Origin of the sequence: Bordetella genomosp. 12, assembly GCF_002261355.1 — a bacterium.
Lineage (GTDB): Bacteria > Pseudomonadota > Gammaproteobacteria > Burkholderiales > Burkholderiaceae_B > Bordetella.
Genome location: NZ_NEVU01000002.1, coordinates 896,278 through 914,258, shown reverse-complemented (window position 1 = coordinate 914,258; position 17,981 = coordinate 896,278). Strand labels below are relative to the sequence as shown.

The window sequence follows — 17,981 nt, the reverse complement described above, 5'->3', positions numbered from 1 at the left end:
CGGGGGATTTTATTCGATTCGCGCCTAGCTGAACAGCCGCGCGAAGTCGTTGAACAGGGCCAACCCCATGAGGCCCGCCAACAAACCAAGGCCGGCACGCTGTCCGACGTCTATCCAACGGTCGGGCACCGGACGGCCTCTGATAATTTCGACGAGATAGTACAGCAGATGCCCCCCATCCAACATAGGAATGGGAAGCAAGTTCAAAACACCGAGGCTGATACTGATCAGGGCGAGGTAGGCGATATAGGCTTCCAAGCCGATGCGTGCTGTCTGGCCAGCGTAGTCGGCGATCGTGACCGGGCCGCTGATATTGCGCCAGGAAACCTCGCCCAACACCATGCGGCCCATCATGCGCAGCGACAGCCAGGCCGTATCCCAGGTGCGCTGCACCCCGCGCCAGACGCTGTCGAGCGGCCCGAAGCGTTCCGTCACCATGGGTACGTCGCCGCCGAGCTGCACGCCGATGCGGCCGATGACCTTGCCCTGCACCGTCTCGGCGCGGGGGGTCAGCGTCAGATCGAGCGGCGCGCCGTCGCGTTGCAGCGATAAGGTCAGCGGCCGGCCGGCATACTCTTGCACGATGCGCACCAGCGCGCCGGCGTCGGCTACAGGCTGGCCGCCAGCCGTCAGCACCAGATCCCCTTCGCGCAAGCCCGCCTCCTGGCCGACGCTGCCAGCCACCACGGCGCGCACCACGGGCTTGGCTGCCTGCAGCCGCAGGCCCGCAATCTGGACCGGGTCCCCTTCGGAGGGATCCACTCGCTGCTCGGCAGGCAGCGTCAGCGTGAGCGTGCGCGCCGTTCCGTTGTCGCCCCGCACCTCGAGATTGACCGCCTGACCCGACGAGAGGCGGTCAAACAGGCGCCAGCGCGCATCGGTCCAGGATTCGACCGGCCGGCCGTCGACGGCTTCGATGCGGTCTCCCGCGGCCACGCCGGCCTGGGCCGCGGCAGTGTCGGCCGCCGGCTGGCCCAGAATGGGCGCAGGCACCTGGGTGCCCACCATGCTCAGCCCGGCATACAGGGCCACGGCCAGGATGAGATTGAAGATCGGCCCGGCGGCCACAATGGCGAAACGCCGGCCCACGGGTTGGACATTGAAGGATTCTGCCGCCTGTTGCGGCGTGGCGCCTGGCGGCGGGTCATCCTGCATCTTGACGTAACCGCCCAGGGGAATGGCCGATAAGGCCCACTCCGTCCCATTGCGATCACGCCGGCGCAGCAGCACGCGGCCAAAACCCACGGAAAAACGCAGCACCCGCACGCCGCACAGGCGCGCCACCCAATAATGGCCAAGCTCGTGGAAGGTGATCAGGATGCCCAGCGCCACGACAAAGGCGAGCAGGGTGAAAATCATTTAGGCGGACCCATACGAAACCAGGTGATGGAGCCTGGCGGGGAGTCGACGCGCCTGAACGCCCTGCCCTGCCGCGCAACGCCTGCAGGAAGGAAAATCAGGCCAGACCCAGATTGCCCGCATAAGTGCGTATTTCCGCATCGAGGTCTAGTACGTCAGTTAATCGGTCAAGCGTAACAGAAGGACGTCCGGCCTGCCACTCAAGCGCGGCCTCGATGACGCGGGGGATCCAGGTGTAAGGCAGGCGCCCCTCCAGGAAACCCGCTACCGCAATCTCGTTGGCGGCATTGAGCGCGACACAGGCCGCTTGCCCGCTGCGCAAGGCAGCGTAGGCCAGGCCCAGGCAGGGGAAACGCTGCAAATCGGGGGTTTCGAACTCCAGACGGCCCCATTTGGCCAGATCCAGTGGGCTGACGCCGGCGTCCAGGCGCCGCGGAAACCCCAGACCGTAGGAGATCGGGGTGCGCATATCGGGCTGCCCCATCTGCGCCAGCACGGAACCATCGTCGTACTCGACCATGGAATGCACCACGCTTTGCGGATGGATCAGCACGTCGATGCGGTCGGCCGGCATGGCGAAGAGCCAATGCGCCTCGATGACCTCCAGCCCCTTGTTGAGCATGGTGGCCGAGTCGACGGAAATCTTGCGGCCCATGCTCCAGTTCGGATGCGCGCAGGCCTGATCGGGCGTGATGTCGGCCAGATCGGCGGGATCCCGCAGGCGGAAGGGCCCGCCGGACGCCGTGAGAATGAGCTTGCGCACGCCGGGCGCCGGCGCCAAGGGCGCCTGGGCGCGGTCGCGCTGCGGCATGCATTGGAAAATCGCGTTGTGTTCGCTGTCGATGGGCAGCAGTTCGGCGCCGGAATCGCGTATGGCCGCCATGAAAAGCGAGCCGGCGGCGACCAGGGCTTCTTTATTGGCCAGCAGCACCCGTTTGCCCGCTTGCGCCGCGGCCAACGCCGAGGGCAGACCCGCCGCGCCGACGATGGCGGCCATGACGGTGTCGCAGGCCGCATCCGCGGCCGTGTCGGCCAGCGCCTGCGCGCCGACCCGGATCTCCGGCAAGGCAGCCCTGCCCTGCCAGGCCTGCCGAAAGCGGCTGGCGGCGGCCTCGTCGGGCACCACCACGACGGCCGCGCCGGTCGCCGCCGCCTGGGCGGCGAGCTTGTCCATGCGGCTGAATGCCGACAGCGCAAAGACGCCGAAATACTCGGGATAGCGCGCAATGACATCCAGCGTGCTGTCGCCGATCGACCCCGTCGATCCCAGCACCGCGATGCGTTGAAAAGCCATCAAAACAACACTCCAGACATGAGCAGGGCCACGGGGGCCACAGGCAGGACGGCATCGATGCGGTCGTAGACGCCGCCATGGCCGGGCAGCAGATTGCTGGAGTCCTTGCGGCCGGCACGGCGCTTGAGCAGCGATTCGAACAGGTCGCCCTCGATGGACAACACGCCCAGCAGCGCCGCGGCGGGAATCGCCAGCGCCAGGCCATGGCGCAGCAGGTCATGCCCGAAGGTGCCGGGATAGCATCCGCTGGCGACGGTCCAAATGACCGCGCCGGCCACGCCCGCCACGGCGCCGGCCACGGTTTTGCCCGGGCTGACCTTGGGTGCGAGCTTGCGTTTACCGAAGGCCCGGCCGGCGAAGTAAGCGGCGATGTCGGCCACCCAGACGAGCGCCAGCAAAGACACCACATAAACCGGGCCGCGCAACAGATAGAACAATGCCAGGGCCGACCAGGCGGCCAGCACGGCAAACACCGCGAAGACCGACCAGCCCAGGCTCACCGGATCCGCATCGGCGCGGCCTTGGTAGACCACGGCGGGCGCGCCCACGACCCAGACCAGGGCCACGGCGGGAATCAGCCCCCGGACCACCCAGGCCGTGATGTAGACAGACTCGCCCTGCCCGCGCAACCACAGATCGGCCAGCCAGAGCATGGCCAGAAAGAGTAGCGCGGGCACGCCGATGGCGATGACCGCAGACCCCGGCGGCAAGGTCAGGCGCAGCCACTCCCAGGCCGCGCACGCCGCGCCCAGCGCCAGCAAGGCGATGAACCACCAGGGATTGGAACTGGCCAGGGTGGCGGCCAGGATGACCAGTAGCACCACGGCGGTAACAATACGCTGACCCAGCATGAGCCGTCTCCTAGGATGGAATAGTAGGTGTCAGCGCGCGGGCGCCAGTTGCGCGCTCGTGCGCCCGAAGCGGCGCTCCCGGCCGCCGTACCAGGCAAAGGCGGCATCGAGTTGTTCGGCGCCGAAATCCGGCCAATAGGCGTCGCTGAAAAACAGCTCGGTATAGGCCAATTGCCAGATCAGAAAATTGGAGATGCGCTGCTCGCCACCGGTGCGGATGAACAGATCAGGTTCGGGGGCCCACGCCATGGACAGATACTGCGACAGACGGACTTCATCGATGTCCTGCGGACGCGCGGCCAGATCCGGCTCGGCCTGCAGCATGGCGCGCGTGGCCTGCAGGATGTCCCAGCGCCCGCCGTAGTTGGCGGCGACACACAGATGCAGCCGATCGTTGCCGCGGGTGCGGTCCTGGGCGGCCTGAATGAGCTCCTGCAGGCGCGGCTCAAAGGCCGAGAGGTCGCCCACGACGTGCAAGCGCACGCCCTGCTCCTGGAGCTTGTCGACCTCGCGCTCGAGCGCCTGCACGAACAGGCGCATCAACAGGGAGACCTCATCGGCGGGACGCCGCCAGTTCTCGGAACTGAAGGCAAACAGCGTGAGATAGCGCACGCCGCGCCGCCCGCAGGCTTCGACCACGCGGCGAACGGCTTGCACGCCCTTGGCGTGACCGGCCGTGCGCGGCAGGTGGCGGCGCGTGGCCCAGCGGCCGTTGCCATCCATGATGATGGCAACGTGCTGGGGAATCGCGCCGGTTTCAGGAATCGCCTGGGTGGAACTTGTTGCCATGTAATGTCTGCCTCGCGCCGCTCGGCGGCAACCGAGGCCTTGAAAAACCCGCGCCGCCCCTATCCCCTGCCTCTGCCGGACCCGGCAGCGGCACGGCGGTGGCGGCGCAAAACATCATCGTCCTTGAAAAACCGCCCCAGCGCAAATGCGCGCAAGCGGCGGATTTTCGTTCAGACGGTCATGATTTCCGCTTCTTTCTGCGTGACCATCTTGTCGATGTCGGCCACGGCGCGGTCGGTCAGTTTCTGGACTTCATCCTGGGCGCGACGCTCGTCGTCCTCGGAGATTTCCTTGTCCTTGACCAGCTTCTTGAGGCCTTCATTGGCTTCACGGCGCAGATTGCGGATCGCCACCTTGGCATCTTCGCCTTCGCCGCGCACCACCTTGGTCAGATCGCGGCGACGCTCTTCGGTCAGCGCGGGCATGGGCACGCGGATGGTGTCACCCATGGAGACCGGGTTCAGACCCAGGTCGGAGTCACGGATGGCCTTTTCAATCGCGCCGCCCATGTGCTTTTCGTAGGGCTGCACGCTGATCGTGCGCGCATCGATCAGGTTGACGTTGGCGACCTGGCCCACCGGCACCGGCGAACCGTAGTACTCCACCTGGACGTGATCCAGGATGCCCGTGTGAGCGCGGCCGGTGCGGATCTTGGCCAGGTTGGTCTTGAGCGTATCGAGCGACTTGCTCATCCTGTTCTCGGCCGATTTACGAATATCTGCGAGGCTCATGGTCTTTCCTTTGTTAAACGTGCACCAACGTGCCTTCGTCCTCGCCTCCGACCACGCGCTTGAGCGCGCCGGATTTGTTGATCGAAAACACCTTGATAGGCAATTTCTGGTCGCGGCACAGCGCGAAAGCCGTGGCGTCCATGACTTCCAGGCGGCGCACAATGGCTTCATCGAAGCTGATGCGCGCATAACGCGTGGCCGTGGGATCCTTGTTGGGATCCGCGCTGTAGATGCCGTCGACCTTGGTGGCCTTCAGGACGATCTCCGCGCCGATCTCGGCGCCACGCAGGGCGGCGGCCGTGTCGGTCGTGAAGAAAGGATTGCCCGTGCCGGCGGCGAAAATGACGACCTTGCCCTCTTCGAGGTAGCGCAATGCCTTGGGACGAATATAGGGTTCTACGACCTGATCGATGTTCAAGGCCGATTGCACGCGGGTATCCACCCCTTTGTGCTTCAACGCATCTTGCAGCGCAAGCGCGTTCATGATTGTGGCCATCATGCCCATGTAGTCGGCGGTGGCGCGGTCCATGCCTTGCGCACCCGGGGCGACCCCACGGAAGATGTTGCCACCACCGATGACGATGGCCAGTTCGACGCCCGTGGCGGCGACTTCGGCGATCTCATCGGTCATGCGGACGATGGTGGAGCGATTGATGCCAAAGGCATCTTCGCCCATCAGCGCCTCGCCGGAAAGTTTGAGAAGAACCCGTTTATATGGTCTGCTGCTCATAGGTGATATCCCGAGAAACGATCCGACGAAAGTGTAAGACAAGAAATAGGCCGGTCACAGAGGATTTGGCCCCTATGCGCCGGCCCTTAGGCACTAATTTAAGCTTCAGGCGCGGCCAGCGGCAGCTGCGGCGACTTCGGCGGCAAAATCGGTGGTCTTCTTCTCGATGCCTTCACCAACGACGTACAGAACGAATTGCTTGATCGAGGCGCCCTTTTCCTTGAGCATCTGCTCGACCGATTGCTTGTCGTTCTTGACGAAGGGCTGAGACATCAGCGTGACTTCCTTCAAGAACTTCTGCACCGAGCCTTCAACCATCTTGGCGACGATGTCAGCCGGCTTGCCGGATTCGGCAGCCTTCTGCTCGGCCACCGAACGCTCGGTGGCGATATCGTCGGCCGACACGCCGTCGGCGTTCAGGGCCTTGGGCTTGGTGGCGGCGATGTGCATGGCCAGATCCTTGCCCACTTCTTCGGCACCGGCGAACTCGACCAACACGCCGATACGGCCGCCATGCACATAGCTGGCCAGCGCGTCCGGGGTTTCGATGCGCTGGAAGCGGCGGATGGAGATGTTCTCGCCGATCTTGCCGACCAGAGCGGTACGGGTGGTTTCGATGGTGCCTTCACCGAAGGGCAGCGCGGACAGCGCAGCGACGTCGGCGGGGTTTTGCGTGGCGACCAGCTCGGCCAGCTTGTTGACGAAGGCCACGAAATCGGGGTTCTTGGCCACGAAGTCGGTTTCGCAGTTCACTTCGATGACGGCGCCTTGCTTGCCATCAGCGGCGATGAACAGGCCGATCAGGCCTTCGGCGGTCACGCGCGAAGCTGCCTTGCTGGCCTTGTTGCCCAGCTTGACGCGCAGGATTTCCTCGGCACGAGCCAGATCGCCTTCGGCTTCCGTCAGGGCCTTCTTGCACTCCATCATGGGCGCATCGGTCTTTTCGCGCAGTTCCTTGACCAGGGCGGCGGTAATTTCAGCCATGTTTGCTCCAATTCGCTAAGACATGCCCCGGAAGAACCGGGGCATATGGTTTGATTCATTGTGACACCCGGGCAATCGCACCGGGCCTGAGGCGGGAGCCCGCCTCGGCATGATCGCCGCCGGATGTTTCATCCGGCGGCACCGTGCATCAGGCCTGGCCTTCTTGCACTTCGACGAACTCTTCCTGGCCTTCGGCGATCTCTTCGACCAGACCGTTCAGGTTTTGTTCGCGGCCTTCCAGCACGGCGTCGGCGATGCCCTTGGCATACAGTTCGATGGCGCGGGCCGAGTCGTCGTTGCCGGGGATGATGTAATCCACACCGTCGGGCGAGTGGTTGGTATCAACCACGGCCACGACCGGGATGCCCAGCGTGCGGGCTTCGGCCACGGCAATCTTGTGGTAGCCGACGTCAATCACGAACAGGGCGTCGGGCAGACCGTTCATGTCCTTGATGCCGCCGATCGACTTGTTCAGCTTGTCCAGTTCGCGTTGGAACAGCAGGCCTTCCTTCTTGGTCAGGCGCTCGACGCTGCCGTCGGCGACCATGACTTCCATGTCCTTCAAGCGCTTGATCGAGCTCTTGACGGTCTTGAAGTTGGTCAGCATGCCGCCCAGCCAGCGGGCATCAACGTAGGGCATGCCGCAACGTTGGGCTTCGGAGGCGACCAGCTCGCGAGCGGCCCGCTTGGTGCCGACGAACAGCACGTTGCCGCCACGGGCAGCCACTTGCTTGACGAACTTGGTGGCGTCCTGGAACTTACCGACGGTTTGTTCCAGGTTGATGATGTGAATCTTGTTGCGGTGACCGAAGATGTACGGAGCCATCTTCGGGTTCCAGTAACGGGTCTGGTGGCCAAAGTGGACACCGGCTTCGAGCATTTCGCGCATGAGGGACATAACTATCTCCGAGGGTTGGGTCTTGCGCCTGGCCTGCACCGGTTTCTCCGGCACCCTGGGTGGCTAGACGCGCGATTTCCTGCCTGGCGCCAATGCCTGACAGGATGGTTTGCAGAAAACGGGTCGGCCGATCATGCCACATCCGGGACACCCCGAAACGCACACGACAAACCCAGACGACCGGCATGGCGCATGGCCATGGCAAGCTCGAACCGTTTTGTTGGCGGCGGAATCCGGCGTCCTGGAATCAGGTCCCGGGGCATTTCGCCGGACTGTCATCAGTCCGCCAAACTTAAACCGGGCGCCCACACCGCGCCTGCACCGCCGCTCAAAAACGTGATCAAAGCCTTATGAGGCAGCTTTCGCCGCACCCATCGCGCCCGATTTCTGTTTTACTACGACTTGACCTAAATTACCGCCTGCCTTGCGGCAGACTGCCAAAACGACAGGCTAGACACCCCAGGATCGCTCCCAGGCGCCAAGCCAAGCCCTGCCCCACTCTGGCCCCACTTCAAGCTCAACGCGCTTCCATCAAAGCTACCGGACCCGCCAACGCCGTTCCTTCGCAACGACAGGCCAATCTGGCAACATCCAGTAATCGCACCAACCCGATAAGGCAAACCAAAGCCCGAACAAAGCTCGTTTAGATATGCCGTTTAGACACGGTTTTCTAGGCAAGCCTATAATTCTACTATTTTTCCAAGCCGATACTCAAGCTGATACATGGGCATAGTTACCGACCCGGCCGATTTGGCCAAGATGCGCGCGGCCTGCCAGGACGCCGCCAAGATTCTCGACTTCCTGACGCCCTACGTGAAACCCGGCGTGACCACGGGCGAACTGGACAAGCTGGCGCTCCAATACCTGACGGATGAACTCAAGGTGAAATCCGCCACGGTCGGCTATGCCCCACCCGGCTACCCGCCCTTCACGGGCGCCATCTGTACGTCGGTCAATCACCAGGTCTGCCACGGCATTCCGGGCGACAAGGCGCTTAAAAATGGGGACGTTTTAAATATCGACGTCACCATCATCAAGGATGGCTGGTTTGGTGACACGAGCCGCATGTACTACGTGGGCGAACCCAGCATCCTGGCGCGCCGCCTGACCGAAATCACCTTCGATTGCATGTGGAAGGGCATTTCCGCCGTGCGCAATGGCGCCACGCTGGGCGATGTTGGCCACGCCATCCAGAAATATGCCGAAGCCCAGGGCTTTTCGGTGGTGCGCGAGTTCTGCGGCCACGGCATCGGCCAGCGCTTCCACGAAGATCCGCAGGTGCTGCATTATGGCAAGCCGGGCTCCGGCGTCAAACTGCAGACCGGCATGCTCTTTACCATCGAGCCCATGATCAACGCCGGGCGGCGCGAGATCCGCCAACTGGCCGATGGCTGGACCGTGGTCACGCGCGATCACAGCCTCTCGGCCCAATGGGAGCACGCCATTTGCGTGACCGACACCGGCTGTGAAGTGCTGACCATCTCGCCGAACATGCCCCGCCCTCCCGCTTTCGTGCCGGACACGGTTATCGTCCCGGCCATCTGACCCCCAGGCACTCGCAGGCCCTGCATGACCCAGATTGATCTTCACCCCATCAAGGAACGCATGCAGGCCGCGCGAGCGGCGGCGGTGGCCGAATTCCGGCAGCATCACCGTCCGGATACCCTGCTTGGCGAGTTGCGGCGCATCGTCGACCAGGCCCTACGGGAACTGCTCAAGCTTTGCCCCCTGCCGGCCGGCGCCACGCTGGCCGCGGTCGGCGGCTATGGCCGCGGCGAGCTTTATCCGCACTCGGATGTGGATCTGCTCATCCTGCTGCCTGACGCGCCCACGGGCGCGGCAGCCGAAGCCGTCGAGACCCTGGTGGCGGCGCTGTGGGATCTGGGCCTGGAGCCCGGGCATAGCGTGCGCACGCTGGCCGATTGCGAAGCCGAGGCGGCCGCCGACATCACGGTGGAGACGGCCCTGCTGGAATCACGCTTTCTGGCGGGCAGCCGCAACCTCATGAAGCAGTTCGAGGCCGCCATGGCCGCGCGCCTGGATGCCCGCGCCTTCTTCCAGGCCAAGCGCGTCGAAATGCAGCAGCGCCACGCGCGCTATCAAGACACGCCGTACGCACTGGAGCCCAACAGCAAAGAGTCGCCAGGCGGGCTGCGCGACCTGCAAGTCATCCTGTGGATGGCGCGCGCCGCCGGATTCGGCCGCAATTGGCGCGCCGTGGCCCAGGCCGGGCTGCTGACCGCCTCCGAGGCGCGCGACCTGCGCCGCGCCGAGCAGGCATTCAAACGCCTGCGCATCGAACTGCATCTGCTCACCGGGCGCCGGGAAGACCGGCTGCTCTTCGATCTGCAACCGGCGCTGGCCGAGATCTACGGGATCAATTCGACGGCGACGCGCCGCGCCAGCGAACTGTTGATGCAGCGTTATTACTGGGCAGCGCGCCTGGTGACGCAGCTCAATGCCATCCTGGTGCAGAACATCGAGGAAAGGCTGCTGCCGCGCCCGGAGAGCGACGCCCGCGCGATCGACGAAGATTTCCGCAATCTGCACGAGCGGCTCGACATCATTCGCGAGGATTGCTTCGAACGCAATCCGACCCTGATGCTGCGGGCCTTTCTCATCATGCAGCAGCATCCCGAACTGACCGGCATGTCGGCCCGCACGCTGCGCGCCATCTGGCACTCCCGTCATCGCATCGACGCGCAGTTCCGCCGCAATCCGGTCAACCGCAAGCTGTTTCTGCAGATCCTCCAGCAGCCGCGCGGCATCGTGCACGAGCTGCGGCGCATGACCATGCTGAACATCCTGCCGCGCTATCTGCCGGTGTTTCGCCGCATCGTCGGGCAGATGCAGCATGATCTGTTTCACGTCTATACGGTCGACCAGCACACGCTGGCCGTCATCCGCAATCTGCGCCGCTTCACCATGCCCGAGCATGCGCTGGAGTACCCCGTCGCCAGCCAGGTCATGGCGGGCCTGGATAGGCACTGGCTGCTCTACGTGGCCGCCCTGTTTCACGACATCGCCAAAGGCCGCGGCGGCGATCACTCCGAGCTGGGCGCGCGTGATGTGCGCCGTTTCGCCCACGAACATGGGCTCTCGCCCGAAGACGCCGAGCTGGTCGAGTTCCTGGTGCGCCAGCACCTGCTCATGTCGGCCGTGGCCCAGAAGCGCGACCTGTCCGACCCCGAAGTCATCAACGACTTCGCCCGCCAGGTCAAGGACGAACGCCACCTGAGCGCGCTCTATCTGCTGACGGTGGCCGATATCCGCGGCACCAGCCCCAAGGTCTGGAACGCCTGGAAAGGCAAGCTGCTCGAAGACCTCTATCGCCTGACGCTCACGGCGCTGGGCGGCGCGCAGGACGCGCACACCGTGCTGGCCGCGCGCAAGGAAGAGGCGGCCCGGCTGCTGCGGCTGGCCGGCCTGCGCGACGATGCGCGCGAGGCGTTCTGGAAACAACTGGATGTGGCCTACTTCCTGCGCCACGATGCATCCGAGATCGCCTGGCACACCCGCCACCTCTACTACCAGGTGCAGCCCGAAGAGGCCGTGGTCAAGGTGCGCCCGACCGAAGAAGGCGCGGGTTTGCAGATCATGGTCTACACCCGTGACACACCCGATCTCTTCATGAACACCTGTGGCTATTTCGATGGCAAGGCGTTCAGCATCCAGGACGCGCGTATCCATACGACGCGCCAGGGCTGGGCACTGGACAGTTTCATAGTGCTGCCTACGGAACCCCTGTCTGATTTGCGCGCTCAAGCCGCGCTGGTCGAACACGAACTGGCTGCCCGCTTGCGGCAGGCACGCGGCGATGTGCCGCTGGCGCGGTCGCACGGCTACCACCGCAACCGGCAATCGCGTCTGTCGCGGGTGTTTCCGGTCATGCCGCAGGCTGAACTGCACCCCGATGAGCGCAGCCAGTCCTGGCGCTTGTCGGTCACGGCCACCGACCGCCCCGGCCTGCTCTATGCGCTGGCCAAGGTGTTTGCCGAACATGGCGTGGACCTCGTCATGGCCAAGGTCATGACGCTGGGCGACCGGGTCGAGGACGTGTTCGTCATTTCCGGCTCGGTGCTCGAACGCCCCCGCACGCAAATGCAGTTCGAGCATGCCGTGCTGGATGCGCTGGCCGGCGAGGAGCCGCAACAAAAGGCCGCTTAATCGGTGACAAACCGCATACAATCGGCTTTTTTAACAGCCGTTTAGCGTATGGCGTACACCGAATATGCCTTGATCCTGGGCCGCAGCTTTCTGTTCGCGGTGGCGACCCTGCTGCCCTTTCTGAATCCTCCCGCCATCGCCCCGATTTTCTGGACGATGACCACCGGCGCCTCCAACGCCACCCGCAGCGCGCTGGCCAAGCGGGTGGCCGTCAACGTGGCCGCCATGCTGATCGTGGCCATGGTGGCGGGCAACGTGGTGCTGAGTTTTTTTGGCATTTCGTTGGCCATCGTGCGTGTGGGCGGCGGCATCCTGGTCATTTACAGCGCCTGGCGCCTGGTCAATTCGGCCGATGGCGACACCAGCCGGGTAGCTCGCATGGCCGAGCCGTTCACCAATGAAACGGCCCAAGCTCGCGCCTTCTATCCCCTGACCTTCCCGATCACCTGCGGCCCTGGCTCGATCGCCGCAGCCATCACCGTGGGCGCTTCGCTCAGCGACGACGACCGGCTGGTCAGTCTGCTGCGGCTGGGGGGCTCGCTGCCCGGCGTGATGGTGGTCTCGCTCACGCTTTATATCTGCCTGCGCTTTGCCGCGCAGATTCTGCACCGGCTGGGCGAAAACGGCACCGCCGTCTTCATGCGCATGTCGGCCTTCATCATGCTTTGCCTGGGCGTGCAGATTTTTTGGGATGGCGCACGTGAACTTCTGCTTGCCATGCTTGCCCAATCCGCGCTGGCCATACCCGCACCCACACCATAGGATGGATCCCTTATGAACGCCCCCAACGCTCGCCGACGCCTGTTGCTGCTGATCGCCCTGCTCAGCTTCGGCGCGATCGGACTGGCTTTGCTTTCACAATACGCTTTTGACATGGCACCCTGCGCCTGGTGCGTGATGCAGCGCCTGATCTACCTGTGCATCGGCCTGATTGCGCTGGTGGCTGCCTACGCCCCGCCGCTGGCCGCGCGCCTGGGCGGTCTGCTGTGCACGGTGCTTGCCGCCTGCGGCGTGGCGGCAGCCTGGTATCAATACAGTGTGGCGGCCAAGATGCTGTCCTGCGACCAGACGTTTGCCGACCGCTTCATGAGCGCAACCGGACTTGATGGCGCGCTGCCCTCGGTCTTTGGCATCTACGCCACCTGCATGGATGCCATGGTGAGCCTGCTGGGCATCGAGTACGCCATCTGGAGCCTGGCCCTGTTCGTAGTGCTGTTCTTCATGGCCGCGGCCACCGTACGCCGCCGCGCCTGACCCAAGCGCAAGCCACGAAAAAGGCGGCCAGATGGCCGCCTTTTTGCATGCGCACTGCCTGACGCCTCAAACGTCGTTGGCCGCGTAACCCATGTTGAACTGCAAGCCGCCAGCCAGCTCTTCGCCCGCCGAAGAATCACGCGACTGACCCAGACGGGCCAGGTACTCGGCCGTAATGTCGCCGGTGATGTACTCGCCGTCAAAGCAGGATGCCTCGAAGCGCTTGAGCGCGGGATTGATATCGCGCACGGACTGCTGCATGTCGTGCAGATCCTGGTAGATCAAGGAATCGGCGCCGATTGCGCGCGCGATCTCATCGTCGCTGCGGCCGGTGGCGATGAGTTCTTTCTGCGTGGGCATGTCGATGCCGTAGACATTGGGGAAACGCACCGGAGGCGCGGCAGAGGCGAAATACACCTTGTTGGCCCCGGCGGCGCGCGCCATGTCGACGATTTCGCGGCTGGTCGTGCCGCGAACAATGGAGTCATCGACCAGCAGCACGTTCTTGCCCTTGAACTCCATGCCGATGGCATTGAGCTTCTGGCGCACGGATTTACGCCGCACGGCCTGGCCCGGCATGATGAAGGTACGGCCGACGTAACGGTTCTTGATCAGGCCTTCGCGGTAATCGAGATTGAGGCGAGCGGCCAGTTGCATGGCCGCCGGACGCGACGAGTCCGGGATAGGCATGACCACGTCGATATCGCCCAGACGCATATTGCGCGCCACCTTGTCGGCCAGATACTCGCCCATACGCAGGCGGGCGTCGTAGACCGACACGCCGTCTATCATCGAGTCGGGCCGCGCGAAGTAGACATACTCGAAAATGCAGGGCACGAGTTCGGCGTTCTCGGCGCACTGGCGGCTGGCCAGACGGCCATCGAGGTCGATGAACACGGCTTCGCCCGGCTGCACATCGCGCACGAAACTAAAGCCGCTGCCTTCGAGCGCGACGGATTCGGAGGCGACCATCCACTCCACGCCCTCATCGGTTTCCTGACGGCCGATACAGAGCGGACGGATGCCATGCGGGTCGCGGAAGGCCAGCAGGCCGTAACCCGAGATCTGGGCCACGACGGCATAAGCGCCGCGCACGCGGCGATGCAGCGCCGAGACGGCGCGGAAAATCGCGTCATCGTCCAGCGACACGCCGCTGGCGGCCGACTGCAGCTCGTGCGCCAGCACATTGAGCAGCACCTCGGAGTCCGAGTTGGTATTGATGTGGCGGCGGTCGACCCGATAGAGCGACTCGCGCAGCTCGCGCCAATTGGTCAGGTTGCCGTTGTGCGCGAACATGATGCCAAAGGGCGCGTTCACGTAGAACGGCTGTGCCTCTTCTTCGCTGGCGCTGGAGCCGGCGGTCGGGTAACGCACCTGGCCGACCCCGCTGGTGCCGGGCAGCGCCCGCATGTTGCGCGTGCGGAAGACGTCGCGCACAAGGCCGTGGGCCTTGTACATATTGAAGTGATTGCCGTGCATCGTTGCGATGCCCGCGGCGTCCTGGCCGCGATGCTGCAACAACAGCAGGCTGTCATAGAGCAGCTGGTTGACCGGCCCGCGCCCGATGACCCCGACGATTCCACACATGGTGAGTTCCTAATAGATATAAAACGGTAAAACAATCAGTAATTCAGTACGGCAGCCAGGTTGCCAGCGACGGCGGCAAGGCCGCCTTGAGCTGCCTGACGGCTTCGGTGGCCGAATGCGAAAACATCGCGTCTTTCCACCAGACTTCTTCGGGCAGCGGGGTGTAGCCTGCCAGCGCCACCAGCACGACGATGATCAGCAGCCCCCGCGCCAGCCCGAACACCGCCCCCAGTCCATGATCCGCCGGCGACAGGCCGGTACTGCGGATCAACGCGCTGAGCGTCATGTTGACCAGCCCCACGGCCAGCAACACGATGATGAAGACCGCTGCGTAGGAGACCCCCATGCGCAGCACACTGGTTTCGATATAAGGCTGCAGCCAGGTGTAGACCGTGGGGCCCCACCAGATCGCCGCCGCGAAGGCCAGCAGATAAGCCACCAGCGATAGCATTTCTTTCAGCAGGCCGCGCACCAGACCCAGGATGCCGGAGACGGCAAGAATCGTCATGACGACGAAGTCGAAGCCAGTCACTGGGCAGCAATGAAGCCGTTGTCATAACCCAGGGTACGCAGACGCGCCTGGGCCGCCTGGGCCGCTTCACGCGAAGGGAAAGGCCCGACGCGCAAACGGTATTGCTGCTTGCCATTGATGTTGGCCTGTTCGACGAAGGCGTTGGTCACGCCCGCCTGGTGCAGCTTGCCGCGCCGCTCCTGCGCATCGGACTGCGTGGTGTAAGAGGCCACCTGGAGCACGAAATTGCCATTGGCGGCCGGCTTGGCGGCCGGTTTGGCCGCTGCCGCGGGCGTGCGGCCTTCCAGCAGGGCGAGCGCGCGCGCGCCGTCATCCGAACGGTTATCGGCCTTGGGCTTGTCAGCAGGTTTGGCCGGCGCCGGTTTATCGGCCGGCTTGGGAGCCTCTTGCGGGCGCGGCGGCTGCGTGGTGGCAGCCAGCGGCGGCGGCACGGCGTTGGCCTGCGGCGCACCTGCGGGCGGCACCCCATGCGCGCCCGGTGTTTGCGCGGCGGCGACATCCGGCGGCGTGGCCGGCGCCTGCCCGGCATCGGCCGGCGGCTGCGCGGGAGCCTGAGGCACGGCGACCGGCTCGGATACGTTGGGCTGATAGGGACTGTTGCGATCGGGAATGCGCACCGGGATGTCATCGGACACCGGCACCGGCTCGGAATCGAGCATCATGGGCAGGACGATGACCGCGGCCAGCACCAGCGCGATGGCACCGGCCAGGCGGCGGCGGGCACGGCCGCGCAACTCGGCCGCCTGGGCCTCGCTGGAGACCGACGGACGCGGCCGGGAGGGCGAGGATTCAGAGGCGGAATCTTTGCGTGTGAACAAACCCATGGAACTCACATCCTGGCGGCCGGCACGGCGGGAACCCTCCCGCTGCGCACTTGCCCGCGGTTGCTGGCGAAAGGCCTACGCACAGGGTGACCGGAGCGCGGCATGGCCGTTGCGTTGTCTATACCTTGCGGCCCAATGCCTGCAAAACGCCGGCAACCGTGAGGAAGGACCCAAACACGACGATTCTATCACCCTCACCTGCCTTTTCGCGCGCAGCGGCATAGGCTTGTGCCGGGTCGTCATAGGCGGTTACGGTTGGCGCTTCGGCGCCCGCGGGCGAAGGCGGGAGCGCCTGCCGCACCTGCCCAGCCAGCGTGGCGCCGTCGCTGCCGCGCGCGCCCGGCAGACCGGCGCAATACCAGTGATCGACACGGCTGCCCAGCTTGGCGATGACGCCCGGCAGATCCTTGTCGCTGAGCATGCCGAAGACGGCGTGCGTGTAGGGATGGAAACCCATGTTGTCGAGGTTTTGCGCCAGCACGGCCGCAGCATGCGGATTGTGCGCAACATCCAGGATGACGGTGGGCTGGCCGGGCAGTATCTGAAAGCGCCCCGGCAAGTTAGCTTGCAGCAGGCCCAGGCGCACGGCTTGCTGCGGCACCGGCAGGCGCATGCGCACGGTTTCCAGCGCGGCCAAGGCCGCCGAGGCATTGAGCAACTGGTTGGCCCCGCGCAGCGCCGGATACCCCAAGGAGCTGCGGCGTACATCACGCCCGCCGTAGGCCCATTGCTGGCGATCGCCGGAGTAATTGAAATCCCGCCCGAACAGCCAAAGATCGGCGCCGATGGCGGCCGCGTGATCCAGCAGGCTTTGCGGCGGCACGGGATCGCTGCAAATGGCGGGCCGGCCCGCGCGGTAGATATGCGCCTTTTCGAAGCCGATTTTCTCGCGGGTGTCGCCCAGGTAGTCCATGTGATCCAGATCCACGCTGGTCACGATGGCCACATCCGCATCGATGATGTTGACCGCATCGAGCCGGCCGCCCAGACCGACCTCGAGCACGACGGCATCCAGGCGCGCCTGCGAAAACATCCGCAAGATGGCCAGCGTGGTGAACTCGAAATAGGTCAGGCTGGTTTCGCCCCGGGCGTCTTCGACCGCCTGGAACTGCTCGATGAGCGCCGCGTCGGAAGCGATTTCGCCATTGACCCGCGCCCGCTCATTGAAGTCGATGAGATGCGGTGAGGTGTACAGGCCGACGCGGTAGCCGGCCGACAGCAGAATCGCTTCGAGCATGGCACAGGTCGAGCCTTTGCCATTGGTGCCGCCCACCGTGAACGTCACGGCGTCCAGACGCAGCGCGAGGCGCTCGGCGACGGCCTTGACGCGCTCCAGCCCGAGATCGATGGTCTTGGCGTGCAGGGACTCTAGGTAGTGCAGCCAGTCGGCAAGGCCGGCTGTGGCGTCGGGACGGGGAGGCATGGCGGACACATGAGTAAGACAGCCGTCATTTTAGCAGGGACGTCTCGGTATTTACCCGGGCCCCGCGCAGGGGAATGGGCGAGGCGAGGCCGCATCAGGGCTTGCCGTCATTTTTCTCATATGTGAAACTGTTTTCACAAATAAGAATTTTTAGGAGACAAGATGCACCGCAAACCGACCTGGCTGGTACGCGAACGCGACGCCACCGCCTACCACCCTGCCAACCACACCGGCACCACCAACCGCCGCCTCATCAGCCCCGAGACGGTGGGCTCCCGGCATGTCGAAGTCTTGCTCGGCACCATCGAGCAAGGCAGCGGCGCCCTGCCTCACGCCCATCCCGGCATCGAGCAGGTCTGTTATCTGCTCGAGGGCACGGCCCGCGCCCAGGTGGGCGACGAAAGCGCCGACATGCAAGCGGGCGACTGCTGTTACTTCCCCGCCGACATCCCCCATCTGTTTACCGTCACCAGCGCGCAGCCCGCCCGGTTGCTGGTCATCTACACCCCGCCCTACGAAGAGCGCCCCGACCGCGTCATCCGCGGTTGACGCCACGCG

The 17,981-nt window shown here is 64.6% G+C and carries 17 protein-coding genes; 5 read left to right on the top strand and 12 right to left on the bottom strand.

From position 1 onward, the window contains the following. Positions 1–24 precede the first annotated feature (24 nt). The 8 genes from rseP to rpsB all read right to left on the bottom strand — a co-directional run bounded on the left by rseP (position 25) and on the right by rpsB (position 7,636). The gene (gene rseP, locus CAL22_RS09745) at positions 25–1,359 is read right to left on the bottom strand and encodes an RIP metalloprotease RseP (protein WP_094812618.1); all 1,335 of its coding nucleotides are present in this window, start codon (positions 1,357–1,359) and stop codon (positions 25–27) included. Between the two features lie 97 nt (positions 1,360–1,456). Then, complete coding sequence (locus CAL22_RS09740) at positions 1,457–2,656, bottom strand: 1-deoxy-D-xylulose-5-phosphate reductoisomerase (RefSeq protein ID WP_094812616.1); 1,200 nt, start codon at positions 2,654–2,656, stop codon at positions 1,457–1,459. Further along, positions 2,653–3,504 carry a phosphatidate cytidylyltransferase gene (locus CAL22_RS09735; protein WP_094812614.1) on the bottom strand — a complete coding sequence of 284 codons (852 nt, stop codon included), beginning with the start codon at positions 3,502–3,504 and terminating at the stop codon, positions 2,653–2,655. The genes CAL22_RS09740 and CAL22_RS09735 overlap by 4 nt, the downstream gene beginning before the upstream one ends. Before the next feature lie 30 nt (positions 3,505–3,534). Then, positions 3,535–4,293, bottom strand: coding sequence for a polyprenyl diphosphate synthase (gene uppS / locus CAL22_RS09730; RefSeq protein ID WP_094812612.1), 759 nt, complete (start codon positions 4,291–4,293; stop codon positions 3,535–3,537). Positions 4,294–4,463: 170 nt separating this feature from the next. Next, positions 4,464–5,024: a ribosome recycling factor gene (frr, locus tag CAL22_RS09725; RefSeq protein WP_094812610.1), complete on the bottom strand. Its 561-nt coding sequence runs from the start codon at positions 5,022–5,024 to the stop codon at positions 4,464–4,466. A 13-nt stretch (positions 5,025–5,037) separates the two neighbouring features. Then, positions 5,038–5,754: a UMP kinase gene (gene pyrH / locus CAL22_RS09720; protein ID WP_005013924.1), complete on the bottom strand. Its 717-nt coding sequence runs from the start codon at positions 5,752–5,754 to the stop codon at positions 5,038–5,040. Positions 5,755–5,859: 105 nt separating this feature from the next. After that, on the bottom strand, positions 5,860–6,738 hold the full coding sequence (gene tsf, locus CAL22_RS09715) for a translation elongation factor Ts (RefSeq protein WP_094812608.1): 879 nt from the start codon (positions 6,736–6,738) through the stop codon (positions 5,860–5,862). A 148-nt stretch (positions 6,739–6,886) separates the two neighbouring features. Further along, complete coding sequence (rpsB, locus tag CAL22_RS09710; RefSeq protein WP_094812606.1) at positions 6,887–7,636, bottom strand: 30S ribosomal protein S2; 750 nt, start codon at positions 7,634–7,636, stop codon at positions 6,887–6,889. Positions 7,637–8,359: 723 nt separating this feature from the next. On the opposite strand from rpsB, the gene map reads away from it, so the two are divergent. Genes map through CAL22_RS09690 form a run of 4 tightly spaced genes read left to right on the top strand, consistent with a single transcriptional unit; the run spans position 8,360 to position 13,057 of the window. After that, positions 8,360–9,181, top strand: a complete 822-nt coding sequence (map, locus tag CAL22_RS09705) for a type I methionyl aminopeptidase (protein ID WP_094812604.1) — start codon at positions 8,360–8,362, stop codon at positions 9,179–9,181. Positions 9,182–9,205: 24 nt separating this feature from the next. Continuing rightward, positions 9,206–11,803: a [protein-PII] uridylyltransferase gene (locus tag CAL22_RS09700; protein WP_094812602.1), complete on the top strand. Its 2,598-nt coding sequence runs from the start codon at positions 9,206–9,208 to the stop codon at positions 11,801–11,803. 48 nt (positions 11,804–11,851) lie between these two features. Beyond that, entirely contained in the window at positions 11,852–12,565 is a 714-nt protein-coding gene (locus tag CAL22_RS09695) for a MarC family protein (protein ID WP_094812600.1), read from the top strand. Between the two features lie 12 nt (positions 12,566–12,577). Then, the gene (locus tag CAL22_RS09690; protein WP_094812598.1) at positions 12,578–13,057 is read left to right on the top strand and encodes a disulfide bond formation protein B; all 480 of its coding nucleotides are present in this window, start codon (positions 12,578–12,580) and stop codon (positions 13,055–13,057) included. Positions 13,058–13,123: 66 nt separating this feature from the next. On the opposite strand, the gene purF is transcribed toward CAL22_RS09690, so the two are convergent. The 4 genes from purF to folC all read right to left on the bottom strand — a co-directional run bounded on the left by purF (position 13,124) and on the right by folC (position 17,423). Further along, complete coding sequence (purF, locus tag CAL22_RS09685; RefSeq protein ID WP_094812596.1) at positions 13,124–14,644, bottom strand: amidophosphoribosyltransferase; 1,521 nt, start codon at positions 14,642–14,644, stop codon at positions 13,124–13,126. Positions 14,645–14,687: 43 nt separating this feature from the next. Continuing rightward, entirely contained in the window at positions 14,688–15,176 is a 489-nt protein-coding gene (locus CAL22_RS09680) for a CvpA family protein (RefSeq protein WP_094812594.1), read from the bottom strand. Then, a complete protein-coding gene (locus CAL22_RS09675) occupies positions 15,173–16,000 on the bottom strand; it encodes an SPOR domain-containing protein (protein WP_094812592.1) in 828 nt (275 codons plus the stop codon). Before CAL22_RS09675 ends, CAL22_RS09680 begins: the two co-directional genes overlap by 4 nt. Positions 16,001–16,118: 118 nt before the next feature. Then, a complete protein-coding gene (gene folC / locus CAL22_RS09670) occupies positions 16,119–17,423 on the bottom strand; it encodes a bifunctional tetrahydrofolate synthase/dihydrofolate synthase (protein ID WP_094812590.1) in 1,305 nt (434 codons plus the stop codon). A gap of 162 nt (positions 17,424–17,585) precedes the next feature. Here folC and CAL22_RS09665 point away from each other — a divergent pair, with 162 nt between their 5' ends. Next, positions 17,586–17,972, top strand: coding sequence for a cupin domain-containing protein (locus CAL22_RS09665; RefSeq protein ID WP_094812588.1), 387 nt, complete (start codon positions 17,586–17,588; stop codon positions 17,970–17,972). The last annotated feature ends 9 nt before the right edge of the window (positions 17,973–17,981 follow it).